Source organism: Sulfitobacter sp. OXR-159 (genome assembly GCF_034377145.1).
Classification (GTDB): Bacteria; Pseudomonadota; Alphaproteobacteria; order Rhodobacterales; family Rhodobacteraceae; genus Sulfitobacter.
Window position 1 is genome coordinate 3,366,743 of record NZ_CP139707.1, and the last position, 21,499, is coordinate 3,388,241.

General features: G+C 63.4%; 22 protein-coding genes. 11 read left to right on the forward strand and 11 right to left on the reverse strand.

Annotation, left to right across the window (positions count from 1 at the left end; genetic code table 11):
• The first annotated feature begins 11 nt into the window (after positions 1-11).
• Together T8A63_RS17285 and T8A63_RS17290 are read left to right on the forward strand one after the other, a co-directional pair.
• Positions 12-776 (forward strand): 4Fe-4S dicluster domain-containing protein, encoded by a 765-nt coding sequence (locus T8A63_RS17285; protein WP_067631050.1) that lies wholly within the window; start codon positions 12-14, stop codon positions 774-776.
• The gene (locus tag T8A63_RS17290; RefSeq protein WP_322344530.1) at positions 776-1,651 is read left to right on the forward strand and encodes a dimethyl sulfoxide reductase anchor subunit family protein; all 876 of its coding nucleotides are present in this window, start codon (positions 776-778) and stop codon (positions 1,649-1,651) included. Before T8A63_RS17285 ends, T8A63_RS17290 begins: the two co-directional genes overlap by 1 nt.
• Positions 1,652-1,713: 62 nt before the next feature.
• On the opposite strand, the gene dapA is transcribed toward T8A63_RS17290, so the two are convergent.
• Entirely contained in the window at positions 1,714-2,589 is an 876-nt protein-coding gene (dapA, locus tag T8A63_RS17295) for a 4-hydroxy-tetrahydrodipicolinate synthase (RefSeq protein ID WP_067941085.1), read from the reverse strand.
• Positions 2,590-2,714: 125 nt separating this feature from the next.
• Between dapA and T8A63_RS17300 the strand changes: the two genes are divergently transcribed.
• Complete coding sequence (locus T8A63_RS17300; RefSeq protein WP_322344531.1) at positions 2,715-4,679, forward strand: lytic transglycosylase domain-containing protein; 1,965 nt, start codon at positions 2,715-2,717, stop codon at positions 4,677-4,679.
• On the opposite strand, the gene T8A63_RS17305 is transcribed toward T8A63_RS17300, so the two are convergent.
• Together T8A63_RS17305 and mnmD are read right to left on the reverse strand one after the other, a co-directional pair.
• Positions 4,644-5,537 carry a DMT family transporter gene (locus tag T8A63_RS17305; protein ID WP_120351998.1) on the reverse strand — a complete coding sequence of 298 codons (894 nt, stop codon included), beginning with the start codon at positions 5,535-5,537 and terminating at the stop codon, positions 4,644-4,646. The genes T8A63_RS17300 and T8A63_RS17305 overlap by 36 nt on opposite strands.
• Complete coding sequence (gene mnmD / locus T8A63_RS17310; protein WP_322344532.1) at positions 5,534-6,208, reverse strand: tRNA (5-methylaminomethyl-2-thiouridine)(34)-methyltransferase MnmD; 675 nt, start codon at positions 6,206-6,208, stop codon at positions 5,534-5,536. The genes T8A63_RS17305 and mnmD overlap by 4 nt, the downstream gene beginning before the upstream one ends.
• Positions 6,209-6,266: 58 nt before the next feature.
• Here mnmD and T8A63_RS17315 point away from each other — a divergent pair, with 58 nt between their 5' ends.
• Entirely contained in the window at positions 6,267-7,304 is a 1,038-nt protein-coding gene (locus tag T8A63_RS17315; RefSeq protein WP_322344533.1) for an FAD-binding oxidoreductase, read from the forward strand.
• 59 nt (positions 7,305-7,363) lie between these two features.
• Here T8A63_RS17315 and T8A63_RS17320 read toward each other — a convergent pair whose 3' ends face one another.
• Positions 7,364-8,020: an OmpA family protein gene (locus T8A63_RS17320; protein ID WP_067629273.1), complete on the reverse strand. Its 657-nt coding sequence runs from the start codon at positions 8,018-8,020 to the stop codon at positions 7,364-7,366.
• A gap of 99 nt (positions 8,021-8,119) precedes the next feature.
• On the reverse strand, positions 8,120-9,022 hold the full coding sequence (locus tag T8A63_RS17325) for a methylated-DNA--[protein]-cysteine S-methyltransferase (RefSeq protein WP_067629274.1): 903 nt from the start codon (positions 9,020-9,022) through the stop codon (positions 8,120-8,122).
• Positions 9,023-9,131: 109 nt separating this feature from the next.
• Here T8A63_RS17325 and nth point away from each other — a divergent pair, with 109 nt between their 5' ends.
• Genes nth through T8A63_RS17340 form a run of 3 tightly spaced genes read left to right on the forward strand, consistent with a single transcriptional unit; the run spans position 9,132 to position 11,355 of the window.
• Positions 9,132-9,776 carry an endonuclease III gene (gene nth, locus T8A63_RS17330; RefSeq protein WP_322344534.1) on the forward strand — a complete coding sequence of 215 codons (645 nt, stop codon included), beginning with the start codon at positions 9,132-9,134 and terminating at the stop codon, positions 9,774-9,776.
• Complete coding sequence (locus tag T8A63_RS17335; RefSeq protein WP_322344535.1) at positions 9,773-10,762, forward strand: adenosine kinase; 990 nt, start codon at positions 9,773-9,775, stop codon at positions 10,760-10,762. Before nth ends, T8A63_RS17335 begins: the two co-directional genes overlap by 4 nt.
• The gene (locus T8A63_RS17340) at positions 10,762-11,355 is read left to right on the forward strand and encodes a GNAT family N-acetyltransferase (RefSeq protein ID WP_300050181.1); all 594 of its coding nucleotides are present in this window, start codon (positions 10,762-10,764) and stop codon (positions 11,353-11,355) included. Before T8A63_RS17335 ends, T8A63_RS17340 begins: the two co-directional genes overlap by 1 nt.
• A 29-nt stretch (positions 11,356-11,384) precedes the next feature.
• Here the strand turns inward: T8A63_RS17340 and T8A63_RS17345 are convergent, their stop codons facing one another.
• Positions 11,385-11,867 carry a hypothetical protein gene (locus T8A63_RS17345; RefSeq protein ID WP_067941674.1) on the reverse strand — a complete coding sequence of 161 codons (483 nt, stop codon included), beginning with the start codon at positions 11,865-11,867 and terminating at the stop codon, positions 11,385-11,387.
• Positions 11,864-12,346 carry an RNA pyrophosphohydrolase gene (locus T8A63_RS17350; RefSeq protein WP_322344536.1) on the reverse strand — a complete coding sequence of 161 codons (483 nt, stop codon included), beginning with the start codon at positions 12,344-12,346 and terminating at the stop codon, positions 11,864-11,866. The genes T8A63_RS17345 and T8A63_RS17350 overlap by 4 nt, the downstream gene beginning before the upstream one ends.
• Before the next feature lie 181 nt (positions 12,347-12,527).
• On the opposite strand from T8A63_RS17350, the gene T8A63_RS17355 reads away from it, so the two are divergent.
• The 4 genes from T8A63_RS17355 (at position 12,528) to zapE (ending at position 17,938) form a co-directional block, all read left to right on the forward strand.
• Complete coding sequence (locus T8A63_RS17355; protein WP_322344537.1) at positions 12,528-14,555, forward strand: NADPH-dependent 2,4-dienoyl-CoA reductase; 2,028 nt, start codon at positions 12,528-12,530, stop codon at positions 14,553-14,555.
• Positions 14,556-14,666: 111 nt separating this feature from the next.
• Positions 14,667-15,608, forward strand: a complete 942-nt coding sequence (locus tag T8A63_RS17360) for a zinc transporter ZntB (RefSeq protein ID WP_322344538.1) — start codon at positions 14,667-14,669, stop codon at positions 15,606-15,608.
• Positions 15,609-15,752: 144 nt separating this feature from the next.
• Positions 15,753-16,658: a LysR family transcriptional regulator gene (locus tag T8A63_RS17365; protein ID WP_322344539.1), complete on the forward strand. Its 906-nt coding sequence runs from the start codon at positions 15,753-15,755 to the stop codon at positions 16,656-16,658.
• 221 nt (positions 16,659-16,879) lie between these two features.
• Positions 16,880-17,938 (forward strand): cell division protein ZapE, encoded by a 1,059-nt coding sequence (gene zapE / locus T8A63_RS17370; protein WP_322344540.1) that lies wholly within the window; start codon positions 16,880-16,882, stop codon positions 17,936-17,938.
• A gap of 18 nt (positions 17,939-17,956) precedes the next feature.
• Here the strand turns inward: zapE and T8A63_RS17375 are convergent, their stop codons facing one another.
• The 4 genes from T8A63_RS17375 to T8A63_RS17390 form a co-directional block, all read right to left on the reverse strand.
• Positions 17,957-18,142, reverse strand: coding sequence for a hypothetical protein (locus T8A63_RS17375; protein ID WP_067629297.1), 186 nt, complete (start codon positions 18,140-18,142; stop codon positions 17,957-17,959).
• A 96-nt stretch (positions 18,143-18,238) separates the two neighbouring features.
• On the reverse strand, positions 18,239-19,510 hold the full coding sequence (locus tag T8A63_RS17380) for a folylpolyglutamate synthase/dihydrofolate synthase family protein (RefSeq protein ID WP_322344541.1): 1,272 nt from the start codon (positions 19,508-19,510) through the stop codon (positions 18,239-18,241).
• Positions 19,507-20,466 carry an acetyl-CoA carboxylase, carboxyltransferase subunit beta gene (gene accD / locus T8A63_RS17385; RefSeq protein ID WP_067941664.1) on the reverse strand — a complete coding sequence of 320 codons (960 nt, stop codon included), beginning with the start codon at positions 20,464-20,466 and terminating at the stop codon, positions 19,507-19,509. The genes T8A63_RS17380 and accD overlap by 4 nt, the downstream gene beginning before the upstream one ends.
• Before the next feature lie 56 nt (positions 20,467-20,522).
• Positions 20,523-21,422 carry a CPBP family intramembrane glutamic endopeptidase gene (locus T8A63_RS17390; RefSeq protein WP_322344542.1) on the reverse strand — a complete coding sequence of 300 codons (900 nt, stop codon included), beginning with the start codon at positions 21,420-21,422 and terminating at the stop codon, positions 20,523-20,525.
• Between the last annotated feature and the right edge of the window lie 77 nt (positions 21,423-21,499).

The following is a 21,499-nucleotide window of genomic DNA, read 5'->3' on the forward strand; positions in this document are numbered from 1 at the left end:
GACCGCCAGCCATGACCACGCTCCCGCAACAGACCGACCGCAAACTCGGCCTTGTGATCGACCTTGATACCTGTGTCGGCTGCCATGCCTGCGTGATCTCCTGCAAAGGCTGGAACACCGAAAACTACGGCGCGCCCTTGTCTGACCAAGACGCCTATGGCGCTGACCCGTCGGGCACCTTTCTCAACCGCGTGCACAGCTATGAGGTGCAGCCCGAGGCCGGTGCCGCGCAACTCGTCCACTTCCCGAAATCCTGCCTGCACTGCGATGACGCGCCCTGCGTCACCGTTTGCCCCACAGGGGCGAGCTACAAGCGCGTCGAGGACGGCATCGTGCTGGTCAACGAGAGCGACTGTATCGGCTGTGGCCTCTGCGCATGGGCCTGTCCCTACGGCGCGCGCGAGATGGATCAGGCCGCGGGCGTGATGAAGAAATGCACCCTCTGCGTCGACCGTATCTATAACGAGAACTTGCCCGAAGAAGACCGACAGCCCGTCTGCGTGCGCACCTGCCCCGCTGGCGCGCGGCACTTTGGCGATCTTGGCGATCCCGAAAGCGCGGTGAGCCAATTGGTGGCCGAGCGCGGCGGTCTGGACCTCATGCCGGAGCAGGGCACCAAGCCGGTCAACAAATACCTCCCGCCCCGCCCGCGCGATCAGTTGCAAGGCCCAGAGGACAGCGGCGATATCGACGTGCTGGCCCCCTTCCTTGCCCCGATCGACAGCGGCCCCAAAGGCTTCCTTGGCTGGCTTGACCGCACTTTGGAGAAGCTCTGATGCATCCGGCACCGTCTGTTATTCTGTTCAGCAGCCTGTCGGGCATGGGGTTTGGCCTGCTGGCGTGGCTCGGCATCGGCCTGCCTGCCGTGACCGGCTGGGTGGCCTTCGTCTTTTTCGCGCTGGCCTATCTGCTGGCGGTGGGCGGGCTCATCGCTTCGACCTTCCACCTTGGCCATCCCGAACGCGCGCTCAAGGCTTTCACCCAGTGGCGCAGCAGTTGGCTTAGCCGGGAGGCTTGGGCCTCGGTCGCGGCCTTGCTGACCATGGCGGCCTATGGCGCGGGGCTGGTGTTTTACGACATGCGGCTTTGGCCGCTGGGGCTGCTAGGCGCGGCGCTGTCGTTGCTGACGGTGCTGACCACGGCGATGATCTATACCCAGATGAAAACCGTGCCGCGCTGGCACAGCGTGATGACGCCGCTGAATTTCCTGTCGCTTAGCATCGCAGGCGGCGCATTGCTGGCCGGACAGGTGACGACGGCGATGGTGCTTCTGGTGCTGGCGGGCGTGGTGCAGATCGCCACATGGTGGCGCGGGGATCGCGCACTTGCGGCGTCGGGCAGCGATATCGCCTCAGCGACGCGGCTGGGGGACAAGAGCAGCGTCCGCGCCTTTGAACCGCCGCATACTGGCAGCAATTACCTGCTGCGAGAGTTCGTTTATCAGATCGGGCGCAAACACGCGCTAAAACTGCGGGTGATCGCGATCACGCTGATGGTGCTGCTGCCGCTGCTGCTGCTCCTCTCGCCCGTGTTCCACCACCTTGCCGCCGCCCTCGCGGTGCTCAGCCACGCGGCGGGGGTGCTGACCTCACGCTGGCTGTTCTTTGCGCAGGCGGAACATGTGGTCGGCATCTACTACGGCAAACGCTGAACGCAAAAGAGGGGGTGTCTCCACCCCCTCTTGCATTCAAATTCACAGCTTAAAAAGCAGGCTCAGTTCATCAAACCCGCATGACGCAGACCCGCGTCCACTAGCTCTTTGGTCGGGTCCGTCAGCTCTGTCAGCGGCAGACGCACCTCGTCGGAGCAGAGATCCAACCGCGACATGGCGTATTTCACGCCAACCAGCCCCGGTTCGGTAAAGATCGCCTTGTGCAGCGGCATCAGACGGTCCTGCAATTCCAACGCTTTGGCGTAATCGCCCTCAAGGCAGGCCGCCTGCATCTGCGCGGAAAGACGCGGTGCGACATTGGCGGTGACCGAGATACAGCCAACGCCGCCTTGGGCGTTGAACCCATGCGCGGTGGCGTCTTCGCCGGAAAGCTGGCAGAAATCCGGGCCACAGGTGATGCGCTGATCGCTGACGCGCGCCAGATCGCCGGTGGCGTCTTTGACACCCACGATGCGCGGCAGTTGGGCCAGTTCGCCCATCGTCTCGGGCAGCATATCCACGACCGAACGCCCGGGGATGTTATAGATGATGATCGGCAGTTCACAGCAGTCGTGCACGGCGGTGAAATGCGCCACCAACCCGCGTTGCGTGGGCTTGTTGTAATAGGGCGTCACCACCAGCAGCGCATCCGCGCCGACCTTTTCGGCGTGGCGGGCAAGGCGGATGCTTTCGACCGTGTTGTTTGACCCGGCACCGGCAATCACCGGGATGCGCCCGGCGACGGCTTTGACCACCTCTTCGACAACGGTCTCATGCTCGGCATGGCTCAGCGTCGGGGATTCGCCGGTGGTGCCGACGGGGACAAGCCCGCTCGACCCTTCGCCGATGTGCCATTCGATAAGTTTCTTGAGCGTATCCAGATCCAGCGCGCCGTTGCGAAACGGCGTGACGAGGGCAGGCAGAGAGCCTTTGAACATGTGCACGCTCCTTAAGTGCTGGCCGGCGGAAAACCGGACTGGATGAAGGCTTTTGCGGGCGGTAATGTTTGATAAACGTCGCCCGAGCCATATGTTGCAAGGCTCTAGCCCCGGAGACGTAGGAAATGCAAGCGATGACGCGCCTGATGGCGATCCTCATAAGTATTTTTGTCCTGACCGTGCCTGCCGAAGCGCAGCGCCCGCGCCCTTTGGGCTGGGCGATGGACGCGATGCGCAGCGGCAATTGGGACGCGGCTGCGGCCTTGGCCGCCCGCGATGGGCAGGTCGCCGTCGACGTGATCGAATGGCACCGGCTCCGCGCCGGGCGGGGCAGCTATGCCGAGGCACGCGATTTTCTGAACCGCAGGCCCGATTGGCCCGGTGAGGCATATCTGCGTCGGCAGACCGAAGAGGCGGTGATCAAGCAGTCCCAAGACGACATACTGGATTTCTTTTCGGCCATGGCCGCGCAGACCCCGCGCGGGGTGCTGGCCCATGCCAAGGCACTGATCGACAGCGGCCAGCGCGGTGAAGCCGAGGCGAACCTCGTTCTGGCGTGGCGCACCATGCCGATGAACGCCACCAGTCAGGAATTGTTCGTCGACGCACACGGCAGCCTTCTGGCCCCGCATCACGCGGCGCGGCTCGAAGAGATGCTCTGGCAGCGCGAGCATTCCGAAGCGCGGCAGATGTTCGATCTGGTTTCCAGCGCCGACAAGGCACTGGCCGAGACCCGTATCGCCCTGCAAAAGCTGGAAAGCGATGTGAACACCAAGATCGACGCCCTGCCCGCCTCCAAGGCTGACGCACCGGGGCTGGCGCATGACCGATTTGAATGGCGTATCCGCAAAGGGTTTGGCGATGATGCCAAAGCCTTGCTGCTACAGCGCTCTACCTCTGCCGCAGCTCTCGGTCAGCCGCCCAAATGGTCCAACCGTCGCCGCGCCATGGCGCGCGATGAGATGCGCAACGGTGACCCCAAAACCGCCTATCAGATCGCATCGCAGCATTTTCTAACCAGCGGGTCGGACTTTGCCGATCTCGAATGGCTTTCAGGCTATATCGCCTTGCGCTTCCTGAACGACCCAACAACCGCATTGGGCCATTTCCAGAACCACGACAACGCCGTGGAATCCCCGATCAGCCAAGGCCGCGCAGGCTATTGGCAAGGCCGCGCGCTGGAGGCGATGGGCGATGCCGAAGGGGCTGCCAAGGCCTATGCCATGGGGGCGAAGTATCAGACATCCTTCTACGGGCTGCTGGCCGCTGAGCGTGGCGGCATTCCCTTCGACGAAAAGCTGACGGGCGCGGCCCCTGCCCAAGACTGGCGGACATCCCCGCTCGCCCGCGCGCCCTTGTTCGAAGCCGGGCTGCTGTTGCAAGCCTCGGGTGAGCTGTCCACCGCAGAGCGGTTCTGGACCCATCTGGCAGAGCAACTGGTGCCCGAAGACATCGCCCTGCTGGGGCAGGCGGCGATCGACGCAGGCCAGCCGCATCTTGCGGTGATGATTGGCAAACGCGCGGCGCAGCGCGGGTTGGAAGTGCCCGCCCCCTATTACGCGCTGCATAGTCTGGTCGAGAAAGACTTGCCGATGGCCACCGAAATGACCCTCGCCATCGCGCGCCGCGAAAGCGAGTTTGACCCGAACGTGCAAAGCGGTGTCGGCGCGCGTGGCTTGATGCAGATCATGCCCGCCACGGCGAAAGACGTGGCGCGCGATCTGGGCATCTCTAGCCAGCACACGACCGACCGCCTAACCGCCGATCCCGATTACAACGCACGGCTTGGGGCGACTTACCTGTCGCAGATGGCCGGGCAGTTTGACGGCAACGTATCCATGATGTCGGCGGCCTATAACGCGGGCCCCAGCCGCCCGCGCCGCTGGATGTCGACCTATGGCGACCCGCGCAAAGGTGAAATCGACATTGTCGATTGGATTGAGATGATCCCCTTCCGCGAGACGCAGAACTACGTGATGCGGGTGACCGAAAGCCTGCCCGTCTACCGCGCCCGTCTGGGGAAAGACCCGCTGCCGATCCCCTTTAGCGAAGAGTTAACCGGGTCGACGCTGAAGGCGTTCGCGCCATAGGGTGAACAGCCCCGCCGCCACGATCATGCCTGCACCCAGCACCACGCTCGGGCGCAGCACTTCGTTAAAGACCGACAGGCCAATAATCACGGTAAAGATCAGCTGCGTATAGGCGAAGGGCTGCACGGCGCTCGCCTCGGCAACCTCATAACAGCGGATCAGCAGCCAGTGGCCCGTCACCCCGGTGATGCAGAGCGTGCCCATCAACAGCCAGTTGCCCGGTGTCATCGGCTCCCAAAACCAGACGCCCACGGCGGTCATCACCGCCGCCCCGGTCACGCCGGTCCAGAAGAAACTCGTCGCCGTATTGTCACGCCGCGCAACATAGCGGGTCAGCAGCCCGTAGACCGCGAACATCGCCGCCCCCGCCAGCGGGATCGCGGCGGCAGGGTCCACCACCCGCAGCCCCGGTTGCAGGATCACCAGCACCCCGATGAACCCCACACCAATCGCGGCCCACCGCCGCCAGCCGACCTTTTCACCCAAGATCGGGCCCGAGAGCGCCGCCACCAGCAGTGGATAACAGGTGAAGACAGCATGGCTTTCCACCAGCCCAAGGATCGTAAAGCCAAGCACCATCGTGCAAATCTGCGCCGACAGCAGCACGCCGCGCAGGATCTGCACCGCAGGCTGCGTGGTCGCGGCGGCCTTTCGAATGCCGCCTGCCTTGCGCAGCGCCAGCGCGATGACGAAAGCGGCAAAGAACCAATAGCGGATCATCACCACCATCAGCACATTGTAATTCTCAGCCAGATGGCGCGACAGCCCATCTTGAACGGCAAAGACCATCGTCGTGGCGATCATCAGCATGATGCCAAGCGGGATGTTGTTGGATTGAGGCACGCTAGACTGGCTCATGCGGGCATCCGCGCGCGGGTCATGTGGCGCTTGCGGCCATAGCCGGGGATGCGGGTGACCTCGAATCCGCCTGCGCCAAGCGCGCGGCGGACGAAGCCTGCTGCGGTATAGGTCGCGGCGGTGCCGCCCGGCGCGGTGTGACGGGCGACTTCGGCCATCAGAGCATCGCCCCACAACTCAGGGTTCTTGGCGGGCGAGAACCCGTCGAGGAACCAAGCATCGGCCTGCCCCTGCCACGCGGGCAGGGCCTGCCGCGCATCACCGATGATGATCTCGGCGCGCAGACCGGGCAGCTCCAACACGCCGCCGGTGCCATCCCACGCCGCTGTCAGCGCATCACGCCGCCCGTCAAGCGCGGGAAAGGCCGCATGGGCCTGCGCCATATCCTCAGGCCGCATTGGATAGGCTTCGAAACTGGTGAATTGCAGCGGTCCGTCAAGGCCCGCGCGCATCCACGCGTCCCACGCCAGCAGCAGGTTCAGCCCGGTGCCAAAGCCCAGTTCGGCGATGTGAAAACCGGGGCGAAACCGCTCTGGCAGGTCATTGCCCGCCAGAAAGACATAGGCCGTTTCCGCCGCGCCGTCCTCTAGGCTGAAGTAGGGATCATCGAACTGGGTCGAGACGGGCACTTGGCCCTCGCGCCATGTGATCTGGGCATTCTGGTCTGGCACGGTACGTCCTGCTAGAGGGGGAGTGAAGTCGCGCAGACACTGCGCAAGCTGGCGGGGAATGGCAATGGTGGATGTAACCGTAAGAGGGGCCGGGATTTTCGGCCTGTCGGTGGCTTGGGCCTGCGCTCTGCGCGGCGCATCGGTGCAGGTGGTCGATCCGGCAGGACCGGCAGCAGGCGCCTCGGGTGGGATCGTGGGCGCGCTGGCGCCGCATGTGCCGGAGAATTGGAACGCCAAGAAAGCCTTTCAGCTTGAGAGCCTGCTCAGTGCCGAAGCCTTTTGGGCCGAGGTGGAGGCCGTGGGCGGTCGCGCGCCCGGCTATATCCGCAGCGGGCGCTTGCAGCCGGTGGCGGATGACGCGGCGCTCGCGCTGGCGCGGCAGCGGGAGGACACGGCAGCCGAGCTTTGGCAAGGCCGCGCCCAGTGGGAGTTGATCCGCGCCGAGTGCAGCGACTGGGCCCCGCACAGCCCCACCGGCTGGCTGATCCACGACACCCTCAGCGCCCTCGTCCACCCACGCCAAGCCTGCGCGGCGCTGGTGGCTGCCTTGGCGGTGAGAGGCGTTGAGATTGTGGCCGAGGCCCCCGAGGCGGGCCAGACCCTCTGGGCCACCGGCGTCGCGGGTTTGGAGACGCTGAACGCGGGCCACCCGCGTCTGGTCGGCGCAGGGATCAAGGGTCAAGCCGCGCTCTTGCAGCTTGACCAAGGCGGCGCGGCGCAGCTTTTTGCCGATGGGGTGCATGTGATTCCTCATCTGGAAGGCACGGTGGCCGTCGGTGGCACGACGGAACGCGAGTACGACAGCCCCGACAGCACTGATGCACAGCTTGACGCGGTGATCGCCAAGGCCCGCGCGGCGGTGCCCGCCTTGCAAGACGCGCCGGTGATCGAACGCTGGGCCGGGCTACGCCCCCGCAGCCGCAGCCGCGCGCCAATGTTGGGCGCATGGCCCGGCAGGCCGGGGCAGTATATCGCCAATGGTGGGTTCAAAATTGGCTTTGGTATGGCCCCCAAAGTGGCAGAGGTGATGGCCGATCTGCTGCTCGAAGGGCGCGATGCCATCCCCGAGGGCTTTAGGGTTGGCGATAACCTCTAGGCCAAAGAAAAACCCCGGCCAGTGGCCGGGGTTCAATACCGTTCCCAAAGGGTCGCGGTTTAGCGCGCGTTGGGCAGGATCACGATCTCGACCCGGCGGTTCTGCGCCTTGCCTGCGGCGCTCAGGTTGCTTGCCACTGGCTGGCTTTCGCCGCGACCGAATGTCTGCAAACGCTGCTGCGGCACGCCGTTGGACAGCAGGATGTTGCCCACAGCCTGTGCGCGACGCTCGGAAAGCTGCTGGTTATACGCCGCTTCGCCATCGCTGTCGGTGTGGCCGACGACCTGCAGGGTGGAGTTCTGATAAACGTTCACGTTCTGCGCCAGCGCGGCCAGATCGTCACGCAGGGCGGGCGATACATTGGTGCTGTCGGTCGCGAACAGGATATCCTGCGGCAGGGTCACGATCAGACGGTCGCCGGTGTTGGTAATGACCACACGGCTGTCCATCGCGGCGCGCAACTCGGCCTCTTGCTTATCAAGCGAGTAACCCACGCCCGCGCCGATCGTGCCGCCGATCAAGGCGCCTTTCAGGGCGCCTTTGCCGTCACCTTCGGAAATCGCACCGGCAAGGGCCCCGACGCCCGCACCGATCAAAGCGCCATTCTTGGTCCGCTGGTTGGGATCGCCATTGCCGGGCTGCAGTGGCTGCGTACACGCACCCAGTGTCATCGCGCCGGCCAGAGCGGCGGCCAAAGTCATCTTCGAAGAAATCATGTCTACTGCCTTCATGTTTGCGGGCCCCGTTCGGGCGGGGCATCTTGATGTGAACGCAATATAGGCACTCAATGTTCCCGCGAACATTACATATAACCGTTATTCGGCAGAAACCCGCCCAGATGGGGGAGTTTGCGCTTCTGCCCGCGCGGATTCAAAGGCCAGCATCGCCCGTTTCACCGGCAGACCCCAGTGATAGCCGCCCAAACCGCCGCTTTTGCGCAGCGCGCGGTGACAGGGGATCAGCCAACTCACCGGATTGCGCCCCACCGCCGTGCCTACGGCGCGCACGGCACGGGGGCTGCCGACGGTCTGCGCAATTTCGGAATAGGTGGTCACCTGCCCCGACGGGATGCTCAACAGCGCCTCCCAAACCTTGATCTGAAACGGCGCACCGATGAGATAGAGCGGTGCCTTCGCTTCGGGGTCTTTTTGCATCCCAAACGCGGTATCGACCCATGGGCGCAGCCGGTCGGGTGCTTCGACGAACTCAGCCAGCGGCCACCGGCTGCAAAGGTCCTCCATCGCTGCGTCCTCTCCTACTTCCGACGACAACGCCAAGCCGCAGATGCCTTTGTCGGTGCCCATCACCAGTGTCGGGCCAAAGGGGCTGTCAAACCACCCCCAATAGATCGTCAGCCCTGCGCCTTTGCGGGCGAACTCACCGGGGCTCATCGCCTCCCAGCGCAGGAACAAGTCATGCAACCGCCCGCTGCCTGATAGCCCCAACTCATGTGCCGCCGCCAATGTGGTGAAGTGATCGCGCAGCATGACCTTGGCCTGATCCAGCATCAGATATTGCTGGTAGCGCTTGGGCGATACCCCCACCCAGCGCGAGAACAGCCGCTGGAAATGCGCGGCGGACATGCCCATTTCCCCGGCGATCCAGTCCAGTTGCTTGGGGTCTTCGGCCTCGTCGATCAGGGCGATGGCGCGGCGCATCACTTGATAGTGGTAACCCTGATCTTCGGGCGCGGGGGATATCTGTGCGATCTGTGTCATGCCCCTAGATTAGCCACGCCCCTGCCCCCGCGCGACCCATTTCTTGCGCCAATGTATCGCAGCCCGCCCCCGCTTGCCCTGCCGCGTCATTCATCGCATACCCAGAGCCATGGCCCGCCAACTTGATTATCATACCATCCGCGAGACCTTCGCACGCTTCCAACAGGCAGAGCCTGAGCCCGAGGGCGAGTTGGAGCATGTGAACGTCTATACGCTGGTTGTCGCCGTGGCGTTGAGCGCGCAATCGACCGATGCGGGCGTCAACAAAGCCACGCGCGAGCTTTTCAAAATCGCCGACACCCCGCAGAAGATGCTGGATCTGGGGGTTGAGGGGCTAATTGAGCATATCAAGACCATCGGCCTCTACCGTCAGAAAGCCAAGAACGTCATCAAACTGAGCCAAATCCTCGTCGACGATTACGACGGCGAGGTGCCGAACTCTCGCGCGGCGCTGCAATCGCTGCCGGGGGTGGGGCGCAAAACGGCGAATGTGGTACTCAATATGTGGTGGGGCCAGCCCGCGCAGGCGGTGGACACGCATATCTTCCGCGTTGGCAACCGCACCGGCATCGCACCGGGCAAGACGGTCGACACAGTCGAGCGCGCCATCGAAGACAACATCCCCGCTGATTTCCAGCGCCATGCCCATCACTGGCTGATCCTGCATGGCCGCTATCATTGCAAGGCACGCAAACCGCTGTGCCGCACCTGTATCATCCGTGACCTGTGCCAATACGAGGACAAGACAGAATGACCCAATACGAAGTGGTTGGCATCGGCAACGCCGTCGTCGACGTGATCTCCCATGCTGATGACACTTTCCTTGCCGAGAACGGCATCGAAAAAGGCATCATGCAGTTGATCGAACGTGACCGCGCCGAAGATCTCTATACCGCGATGCAAGACCGGGTGCAGACGCCGGGCGGCTCGGTCGCGAATACCGTCGCAGGCGCGGGCGCGCTGGGCCTCAAGACCGCCTTCATCGGCCGGGTGCGCGATGATGAGTTGGGCCAATTCTATGCCAAGGCGATGACCGATATCGGCATTGATTTCGTCAACGCCCCGGTGACCGAGGGGGAGAACCCCACCTCGCGCTGCATGATCTTCGTCACCCCGGATGGGGAGCGGTCGCTGAACACCTATCTCGGCATCTCGACCGGGCTAACCTCGGCCGATGTGCCGCAGGCGGTGACGGAGAAGGCCAAGCTGATGTTCCTTGAGGGCTACCTTTTTGACCATAACGCCGGAAAAACCGCCTTTCGCGAGGCCGCGCGCGCGGCGACGGCGGGTGGCGGCATGGCGGGCATCGCCATCTCCGACCCCTTCTGCGTGGAGCGTCACCGCGACGACTTCCTCGCGCTGATCGAAAACGATCTGGGCTATGTCATCGGCAACGAAGCCGAGATTCGCGCCCTTTGGGAGACCGACGACACCGAAGCCGCACTGGCCAAAACCGCCGAGATTTGCCCGCTGGTGGTCTGCACCCGGTCGGGCGACGGGGTCACGCTGGTGCGGGGCGAGGAACGTGTCGACGTGCCGGTCGAAAAGGTCGTGCCGGTGGATGCCACGGGCGCAGGCGACCAATTCGCGGCGGGCTTCCTCTATGGTCTCGCCACGAGCCGCGATCTGGAGACCTGTGGCCGCATGGGCAACATCTGCGCAGGCGAGGTGATCCGCCACATCGGCCCCCGCCCCCAGACTGACATCATGGCCCTGTTCAAGGCCGAAGGGCTGGTTTGATGATTGAAAGCGGCTTTCACGATGTTCCCCCCGGCAAACTTGCGGTGGTGGTGACCCATTTGGAAATGGACGCCAAACCCAGCCTGCGGGAGGTCCCCCTGCCCGAGGGTGTGACCTTTCAAAGGATCACCCCGACGCTCGACTGGTTTCGCGACATTTTCCGGCGCGTCGGGATGGATTGGCTCTGGTACGGGCGGCTCAAGCTGGATGACGCAGCTCTCACCGCGGTGCTGCAAGACCCGGCGCGGGCCTTCTATACGCTGACCCGTGATGGCAAGGACGAGGCGCTGCTAGAGCTGAACTTCCCCGAAGATGGCACCTGCGAACTGGCCTATTTCGGGCTGACTTCGGCGCTGATTGGCAGTGGATCAGGGCGGTATCTGATGAACCAAGCGATCACCCTGGCCTGGGAACAGCCGATCACCCGGCTGCACCTGCACACCTGCACTAACGACAGCCCCCAGGCGCTTGGGTTTTATGTGCGCTCAGGCTTCACCCCCGTTCGCCGTCAGGTCGAGATCGACGACGATCCGCGCCTGACCGGCCTGCTGCCGCGCGATGCGGCGCCGCAAGTGCCGCTGATCGAAGGGTAGGAAAAGCGAAGGGTAAAACTACCGCCGGATCACCGAACCGGCGTGCACTCCGCCCCTTGGAAACAGGCGATCACCTTGTCGACCATCGCAGGCTTCGGCGAACCAAAGAGGTCGCCCCCACAGGGATTGCTTTCCAGCGCAAAGGCCCCATCCGGTTTGCGTTCGAGAAAGGCCAGAACGTCCCCTTCCTCGGCAGAGCCGCACCACGGGCCGAAACACAGGACGTTGAGCATCAACGGCTGGTCAAAGGGCACGTCAAAGCCCCCTTCCGACAACGCCTTGCCGCTGATTTGCGCCCGGAGCGGCGTCTCTTCGGGCGGGTTGCTCCCGACTTTGCCGGTCTTTGGCAAGGCGGCGGCGTCAAAGGTCAGACGCCCCTGCACCACGACATAGCTCTCTTCGGCCTTGGCCGCGCGCTGATAGGTCGCCTCGACTGAATGGGGCAGACAACTGAGCGCAAGCGCGGGCAGCGGGGCCAAGGTGGCGAGGGCGCAGGCGATGATCCGTGTCATAACTTCTCCTCAAACTCTTCAAGAACTGCCGTGTATACCGCGCGTTTGAACGGCACGATATTCGCGACCAGTTGATCTGCGGGCATCCAACGCCATTCCGAGAATTCAGGTTCGGCCGTCTGGATATTGACCTGATCGTCCTGCCCCAGAAAACGCATGAGGAACCATTTTTGTTCCTGCCCCCGGTAGCGGCCTTTCCAGATGTTGGGCACCAGTTCATGCGGCAGATCATAGGGCAGCCAACGGGAAGTCTCGGCCTCGATCCGCACCAGATCGCGGGGGATGCCGGTCTCTTCCTCCAACTCGCGCAGGGCTGCGTCGGGCGCGGCCTCGCCCTTGTCCACCCCGCCTTGGGGCATCTGCCAAGCGTCCTGATCCCGGTCGCGCCGCTGGCCGACAAAGACCTCGCCCTCGGCATTCACCAGCATCACGCCGACGCAAGGGCGGTAGGGCAGTTTGGCAATCTCTTCGGGGGTCATGAGGGCAGGTCTCCTGAATGGCGTTCACGAGGGAGTTAGCACGACCACGGCGCGGCTCAAAGCGGTCACATTGCGGCTTTGACGTTTCGGCACCGGCATCGTTGACGCCGCGTTTCGCGTGACTTGCCCTGCCGTTTCCGATGGTGTCACAGTGACCCAGCCCACCCAGAAAGGTAAAGCCATGTCCGACTATCCCCACCTGCTTGCCCCGCTCGACCTTGGTTTTACCACGCTGAAGAACCGGTTGCTGATGGGCTCGATGCACACCGGGCTGGAGGAAACCGGCGACTGGAACCGCGTGGCGGAGTTCTATGCGGCACGGGCGCGGGGCGATGTGGGGCTGATGGTCACCGGCGGCATCGGGCCGAACCGCGAAGGTGCCGTGGCCCATGGGGCGGCAATGATGGTCAGCCAGAAGGACGTGGACAACCACAGCATCATCACCCAGCGGGTGCATGAAGCGGGCGGCAAGATCGCCATGCAAATCCTGCACGCGGGCCGCTATGCCTTTACCCCCGAATGCGTGGCTCCAAGCGCGGTGAAATCCCCCATCTCCATGTTCGCGCCCAAGGATCTCGACGAGGAGGGCATCGAGAAACAGATCAGTGACATCGCCGCCTGCGCCCTGCGCGCCCGCGAGGCGGGCTATGATGGGGTAGAGATCATGGGGTCGGAGGGGTATTTCCTGAACCAGTTCCTCGTCACCCATACCAACAAGCGCGAGGACCGCTGGGGCGGATCCTATGAGAACCGCATGCGCCTGCCGCTGGAGGTGGTGCGCCGGGTGCGCGAAACGGTGGGCGATGATTTCATCCTGATCTACCGCCTGTCGATGATCGATCTCATCCCCAATGGCTCAACCTTCGATGAGGTCGTGCAACTGGCCCAAGAGGTCGAGAAAGCGGGCGCTAATATCATTAACACCGGCATCGGCTGGCACGAGGCGCGCATCCCCACGATCGCCACCTCGGTCCCGCGCGCGGCCTTTGCTTGGGTTACGAAAAAGCTGATGGGCAAGGTGGGCATCCCGCTGATCACCTCGAACCGGATCAACACGCCGCAAGTGGCCGAAGAGGTGCTGGCGGAGGGCTGCGCCGATATGGTCAGCCTCGCGCGGCCCATGCTGGCCGATGCCGATTTCCTTGCCAAGGCCAAGGCCGGTCAGGCCGACCAGATCGCCCCTTGCATCGCCTGCAACCAAGCCTGCCTCGACCATACTTTCGGCGGCAAGATCTCTACCTGCCTTGTGAACCCACGCGCCTGCTATGAAACGGAACTGCGGATTGAACCTGTGGCGGCAGCGAAATCTGTGGCCGTCGTAGGCGCTGGCCCTGCTGGCCTGTCCGCCGCAATCACGGCTGCCGAACGCGGGCATAAGGTGACGCTGATCGACCGCGCCGCCGAAATCGGCGGGCAACTTAACCTCGCCAAACAGGTCGCTGGTAAAGAGGAGTTTTGGGGCTTGGTCGATTGGTACCGCACCATGCTCAAGGTCCGCGACGTGACCGTGGAGCTTGAGACCGAAGCCACCGCCGATGCGCTTCGCGGCTTCGACGAGGTCATCATCGCCACCGGCGTTGTGCCGCGTGACCCACAAATTCCGGGGCAAGACGGCGGCAATGTCGTGAGCTACATTGATGTGCTGAACGGCACGGCAAAGGTCGGCCAGCGGGTCGCCGTGATCGGGGCGGGCGGTATCGGCTTTGATGTGTCTGAACACCTTGTCCACGATGGCGAGAGCAGCACGCTGAACCTGCCAGAATGGATGCGCGAATGGGGTGTCACCGATCCGGGCGAGCATCGCAGCGGGCTGGCCCCCGAAGGGCCACAGCCCCCCGCGCCTGCGCGGCAGATCACCATGCTGCAGCGCAAGACCAGCAAACCCGGCAAAGGCTTGGGCAAAACCACGGGCTGGATTCATCGCGCCTCTCTCACTATGCGCAACGTGCAGATGATCGCGGGTGTGAACTACGAAAGTATCGACGAACAGGGGCTGCACATTTCCTTTGGCGAGGCGCGGGAGAACCCCACGCTGATCGAGGCCGACACCATCGTGCTCTGCGCCGGGCAACTCTCTGAGCGCAGTCTTGCCGACACCCTAGAGGCCAGCGGCACCGCCTGTCATGTGATCGGCGGCGCCGATGTGGCGGCAGAGCTTGACGCGAAACGCGCGATCAACCAAGGCACACGTCTGGCTGCAGCCCTCTGACCCTATGCGTTTGAGCGCGTCTTCTAACCCTGTGCGCTGGCGCGCGCCCTTGCACCCGGCGCGCGCAACCCGCTAAATCACCTGACCGCTTTTGCCAGCCAATAGGTGACCATGCCCCTCTGCGTCTTTGACATATCTGATGACGGCACCACCACGGTGCCCGAAGACACCCTGCTGACCGGGCCTGCGCGCTACCGTTGGTGGCATTTCGACATGGCCGATCCCGCGCTGGCGCCATGGCTGGCAGAACACCTGCCCGAGATCCCGGCAGGCGCATTGCTGCAACCCGAAACGCGCCCGCGCTGCGATGAGTATGAGGACGGTCTGATCCTCAATCTGCGTGGCATCAACCTGAACGAAGGGCAGCAGGCCGACCAGATGGTCTCGGTCCGGATGTGGGTGACGGATGCGGTGGTGATCACCGTGCGGATGCGCCGGGTCTTTGCCATCGATGAGTTGCGCGCGCTGGCTGCCCAGAGCAATGCCCCGGCCCGGCCTTCGGCCTTCCTCGAAGCGCTGGTCTCAAGGTTGACCGCACGGGTGCAGATCGAAGTGGCGCGGTTGGCGGACCGCACGGCTTTCTATGAAACCGACCTCGAAGATCTCAGCACCCCGCCGCCGAAAGACTTGCCCGTCACCCGCCGCAGCACGATCAAACTCGAACGCTACCTGGCCCCGCAGCGCAGCGCGTTGGAGCGGTTGGCGGACCTAGACCTGCCGTTGGTCCCGGATGTCGATTCGATGAAGCTGCGCGAGTTGGCCAACCGCACCGCCATCGTGGTGGAGGAACTGGACGCCCTGCAAGAACGCATTGTCACGGTACAGGACGAACACGACAACCAAGTCGCCCAACGCCAAGCGCGCCATGGCTATGTGCTGTCGATCGCCGCCGCCGTGTTCCTGCCGCTGGGGTTTCTGACCGGGCTTTTCGGCGTGAACGTTGGTGGGATGCCCGGCGTGGACGATCCGCGTGCCTTTGCGGTCCTTTGCCTTGCCATGGTGGGCCTCGCCGCGCTCATGCTTGCGGTTCTGAAATGGCTGCGCTGGCTGTAAGCCCCTCGGAAACGGATTGTTCTGCCGTTTCCATGCCATGAACGATCCCCGCAAAGACCACGGGACTGTCTTGCCTCTGCCCCGATCCTGCCTGAATTGCCGCCCATACCTGAGGGCAACAAGATCAATGTGAAGGGACAGGCAATGGACCGCCTTACGGAAATGGAAGCGTTTGCCACAGTGGTGGATCAAGGCGGCTTTACAGATGCTGCCAAGAAGATGGGGATCTCGAAATCCGCCGTCTCAAAGCATGTATCCTCACTTGAGGCCCGCTTGGGGGCGCGGTTGCTTAACCGTACCACCCGCCGCGTGTCGCCCACGGAGATCGGGCTGGCCTATTACGACCGTGCCCGCCGCGTGCTGAACGACGCAGGCGAAGCCGATGCGCTGGTCACCTCAATGCAATCGGCGCCCTCAGGGCTGTTGCGGATATCGGTGGCGACGGACTTTGGCGTGAATCATCTGTCACCTGCGCTGTCGGAGTTCTTGCAGGACTTCCCCGACATCACGGTGAACATGGTCCTGAACAACCACTACGTTGAGCTAATCTCGGAAGGGTTCGACATGGCCGTGCGCATCGGAGAGTTGGAGGACAGCACCCTGCGCGCGCGCAAGCTGACCGAGACGACCAAACGCATGATCGCCAGCCCGAAATATTTCGAGCAGTACGGGCGGCCGGAAAAGATCGACGATCTGAACAATCACAAGCTGCTGCATTACTCGAACCAGTCGTCGGGGAATGTGTGGAAACTGACCGCACCTTCGGGTGAAAAGCGGCAGGTCCGCACGGCGGGCTGGCTGTCGGTCAATGACGGGCAGAGCCTTTTGAACGCCGCGATTTCGGGACTGGGGATCGCTTATCTGCCGAGCTTTCTTTACGCCGATGCGATGGAGAAAGGGTTGGTCGAGGATGCCATCCCCGAACTGCCGCTGGAGACGCAGGGCATTTACGCCGTCTATCCTCCGGGCCGGTTCACCCAGCCCAAGGTGCGGGCGTTCATCGACTTCCTCGTGCATGAGTTTGCCGAGAAGGGGCCGACGGACTGGTAAACACACTCGGCCCGGAATCAAGCCGCAGGCGCCGGGCCATCGCCTGCCCGCCCGGACGGGTAGGCGATTTAGTACGGCTGGGTGGGACTTGGCAAACGCGCATCATGGTTGAGCCATAAAGTGGCAGCGACCTGCCGTGGATCGCCGACCCACGGGCAGGCGCTGGCCCTCTCCACAAGACCACCTTTCCTCTCCCCCACCAGCACGCTATCTCTCCCGCCATGAGCAATATGCGCGAAACCTATGCCCGGCTTGTCGCCGAGGGCAAGCTACAGGCCGACCCGGCCCAAGAAACCGTCATGGCGGAGTTTGACCGCATCCGCGATGCGCTGGCCCACCCGCCGAAGAAAAGCTTCTTTCGCAAGGCGCCCGAACCGCCCAAGGGGCTGTACCTCTGGGGTGGCGTGGGGCGCGGCAAATCCATGCTGATGGACATGTTCGTGGCGCATCTGCCCGACGTGCCCGCGCGCCGGGTGCATTTCCACGCCTTCATGCAGGAAATCCACAACGCCATGCATGAGGTCCGCAAGACCGGCGTGGATGACGCCATCGCGCCCGTTGCCCGCGATGTGGCCGACAGCGTGCGCCTGCTCGCTTTCGACGAGATGCAGATCACCGACATCACCGACGCGATGATCGTGGGCCGCCTGTTCGAGGCGCTTTTTGCCGCCGGGGTCGTGGTCGTCACCACCTCCAACCGCCTGCCCGATGACCTGTATAAAAACGGCATCAACCGCGAGGTGTTTGTCCCTTTCATCGACCTCATCAAAGAGCGCATGGTGGTGCATGAACTTGCCAGCCCGACCGACTACCGCCAAGATCGGCTGGCCGGGTCGCAGGTCTATTTCACCCCCGTCAACGCCGAGAGCCGCGCCGCGATGGATGCGGTTTGGGACGATCTAGCAGGCACACAGGGCGAGCCGCTGACCCTCCACGTCAAGGGCCGCGAAGTGGTGATCCCGGCCTTTCACAACGGCATGGCCCGCGCCGGTTTCCACGCGCTTTGCGGGCAGCCCTTGGGGGCCGCGGATTACCTCGCGCTGGCGCAGGCCGTGCGGGTGCTACTGCTGGACAACATCCCCACCCTCGGCCGCTCGAACTTTAACGAGGCCAAGCGCTTTGTCACGCTGATCGACGCGCTTTATGAGGCCAAGGTGCGGCTGATCTGCTCTGCCGCCGCCGCGCCGGAAATGCTCTATCTCGAAGGCGAAGGCACCTTTGAGTTCGAGCGCACAGCCTCCCGACTGCGCGAAATGCAGGGGGAAGATTGGGGGCGCTGACCGCCCCCTGCCGCCAAATCAGGAATCACTGACCGGCTGCATATGCAGGTCATTGCCCTGCAAAATCGGGTGATAAGGCCGCTCGACTTCATAAAGCCACCACAGGCCGCCTGCGATGATGGCGACACCTATGGCCATGAAGATAAATTGATATTTCCGTGCATCGTCCTGATCGTGACGCGCGGACTGGCTGAAATTGCGCATGGGGACACCTCGGTCAAATTCGAAAGGGGAGACTTCCTAAGACCAAGATACACCACATCTGCAGTTCGCAGCAGCGGTACACCCAAATATGGTTAACTAGACGTTTTCACGCAACACGCTACCGGCAAGGTAGAGTGAGCCGCAGATCAGCACACGCGCATGGGGTTCGCGGGCGATGATCGCCTTGAGCGCCGCGGTGACATTCTCGGCCTCGGCGGTCTCGAACCCGACATCGCGCGCCGCATTGGCCGTCGCCTCGGCAGGTAGGGTCGCCGCCTCGCCGGGGATCGACACGGCGGTCAGACTTGCCGCTTCTGCCGCCAAGGGGCGCAAGTATCCGGCGATATCCTTGGTGTTCAACATGCCGCAGATTAGATGCGTCGGGCGTTTCGGCAAGGCGGCCAACGTCGCGACCAGCGCCACGCCTGCGGCGGGATTGTGCCCGCCGTCCAGCCAAAGCTCACCCTCGGGCGCCATGCGGGCCAGCGGCCCCTCTGACAGCCGCTGCATCCGCGCGGGCCACTGCGCCTGCGTCACTGCAGCCTCGCAAGCCTCTGCATCAATCCCAAGCTGGCGCAGCGCCGCCAGCGCGGCCCCCGCGTTCATGATCTGATGGTCACCAGGCAGATTGGGGCGCGGCAGATCAAGCAAGCCACGCTCATCTTGATAGACCATGCGCCCCGCTTCGGGCGCGACATGCCATTGCTGGCCATAGGCCAAAAGCGGCGCGCCCAGTTTCGCGGCGCGGTTTTCGATCACCTCAAGCGCGGCGTCTTGCTGCGGGCCGACCACACAGGGCACAAGACGCTTGATGATGCCAGCCTTCTCGCCCGCGATTTCGGCCAGCGTTTCGCCCAAATACTGCTGATGATCGACCGACACCGGGGTGATCACGGTCAGCGCCGGGTCGATCACATTTGTCGCATCCAAGCGCCCGCCTAGCCCCACCTCCAGCAGCGTGTAATCGGCTCTGCTGCGCGAAAAAGCGAGGATGGCGGCGCAGGTGGTGATCTCGAAATAGGTGATCTCTTCGCCACCGTTGGCGGCGTGGCATTCATCCAACACGGCCGCCAGATCGGGTTCTGAGATCAGCTGCCCTGCAACGCGAATACGCTCATGAAACCGCGCCAGATGGGGTGAGGTATAGGCGTGCACCGTCTTGCCCGCCGCCTCTAGCCCCGCGCGAATCATCGCTTGGGTCGACCCTTTGCCATTGGTGCCCGCGATGTGGATCACCGGCGGCAGGCCGTTTTGGGGGTTGCCCAAAGCGTCAAGCAGCCGCCACATCCGGTCGAGCGTCAGATCGATGATTTTGGGATGCAGCGCCATCATCCGTTCAAGGATGACATCCGATGAAGGCGTGCTCATTTCTTCTTAGGCGTATCGGCGGGCAACTCCGCTGCGGCCTGAACGGCGGCGGCGGCCTCGGCCACCTCCACTTCCTCTGGCGCGGGCAGGTCACCGCGCACGGCGGGCGGCAGGCCCATCAGCATGCGGGTAATGGTGATCAATTCATCACGCATCTCGGTCCGTTTGGTCACCCGGTCGAGCATCCCATGGTCGAGCAGATATTCCGCCCGCTGAAAGCCCTCGGGCAGTTTCTCACGGATGGTCTGTTCGATTACGCGCGGCCCGGCAAAGCAGATCAGCGCGTTCGGCTCGGCAATCTGCACGTCGCCCAACATCGCATAGGAGGCGGTGACGCCGCCGGTGGTGGGATGGGTCAACACGACGATATAGGGCAGGCCCGCCTCTTTCAGCATCTGCACGGCGACCGTGGTGCGCGGCATCTGCATCAGGCTCAGGATACCTTCTTGCATCCGCGCGCCACCGGCGGCGGAGAACAGCACCAGAGGGCGCTTCAGCTTCACGGCTTCTTCAGCGGCGGCAATGATCGCATTGCCCACATACATGCCCATGGAACCGCCCATGAACGAAAAATCCTGCGCACAGGACACAATCGGCGTGCGGCCAATCTCACCCGTGACCACGAGCATGGCTTCATGCTCACCCGTCTGCTTTTGCGCGGCCTTCATCCGGTCGGGATAGCGTTTCTGATCCTTGAAATGCAGCGGGTCGGGCGTGGGTGCAGGGACCTTCACCTCGGTAAAGATGCCCCCGTCGAACAGCGCCTTGAACCGCTCACGCGGGCTGATGTGCATGTGGTGGCCGCAGTTAGTGCAGACGTTTAGATTGTCCGCCAACTCGCGGTGAAACAGCATGGTGCCGCATTCGTTACACTTGGTCCACAGGTTGTCCGGCGTCTCGCGGCGCGAGAAGATCGAGTTGATACGCGGACGGACGTAGTTTGTGATCCAGTTCATTGGCAGGCCTCTGCTGTGGTTCCGTTCCAGATAATCCCCGCATGGGGAAATTGCAATCAGCGGCGTATCGCCAGCCTTGCCGCGAGCCACGACACCAACATCAACGCGAAATCCACCGGCAACCAAGTCCGCAACGCCGCCGCGTCATCCATCGAAAACGGCGTCAGATAAAGCGCCAGCCCCGAGAGATCATCCGGCAGAGAGATAATGAGAATGGCCGAGACATTGTTCCACAGATGCACCGCGATGGCGGGCCCAAGCGAGCCGGAGCGCGCGGTGAGGTCCGCCATCAATATGCCGAAAACCCCAGCCCAGAGCGCTACCATCAGCGCATTCTCCCCTGCCTCGGCAGGCAAGTAGTGACCAAGCGCGAACAGCGCCGAGGGCAGGACCATCCAGATCAGCGGCGAGCGAAACCGTGCCGCCAGTTGCTGCTGCACATAGCCGCGAAAGACGATCTCTTCGGCGCTGACCTGCACCAACACCGCCAGCAGCGACAGGGGCAAAAGCAGCAGCCAGCGGCCAAGCGGCAGGTTCGGCGTCAGTTCGCCGCCCATGTCCCACGGCGGCAGGACCAGCAGCACCGCCCCAAGGGCCAGCATAGCAAGGGACACCGCGCGAAAACTCGGCCAAAGCCGCCCCGGCACGCCCAGCAAGCTGCCCGCGCTGCGCCGGTGTACGACCCGCACAGTCACACCGACCGCCATCGCCATGGTCCCAAAACTGAACAGCAGCAGATACATGGCCTGCGGCGTGGCCCCTTCAAGCAGGTTGCCATGCAGCGATGCCGCCGCCGTGCCTGCCAGCGCATAGACCGTCTGAAAATAAAGCTCGTTCAGCGCAACATAGGCCACCACCGCCACGAACAACCCCAAGAAAAACCGCCAAAGCGCCGATGAGGCGCGCGCGGGCGCGACAAACTCCGCATGCGCGTTGTAATCAGGCCGCCACGTCATAGGAGGCGCAGGTCAGATCGGGGGTGGTTGTTGCAGAGCATATGCCGGACTTTCACGCTTGCGGGCGGTTCCAACCG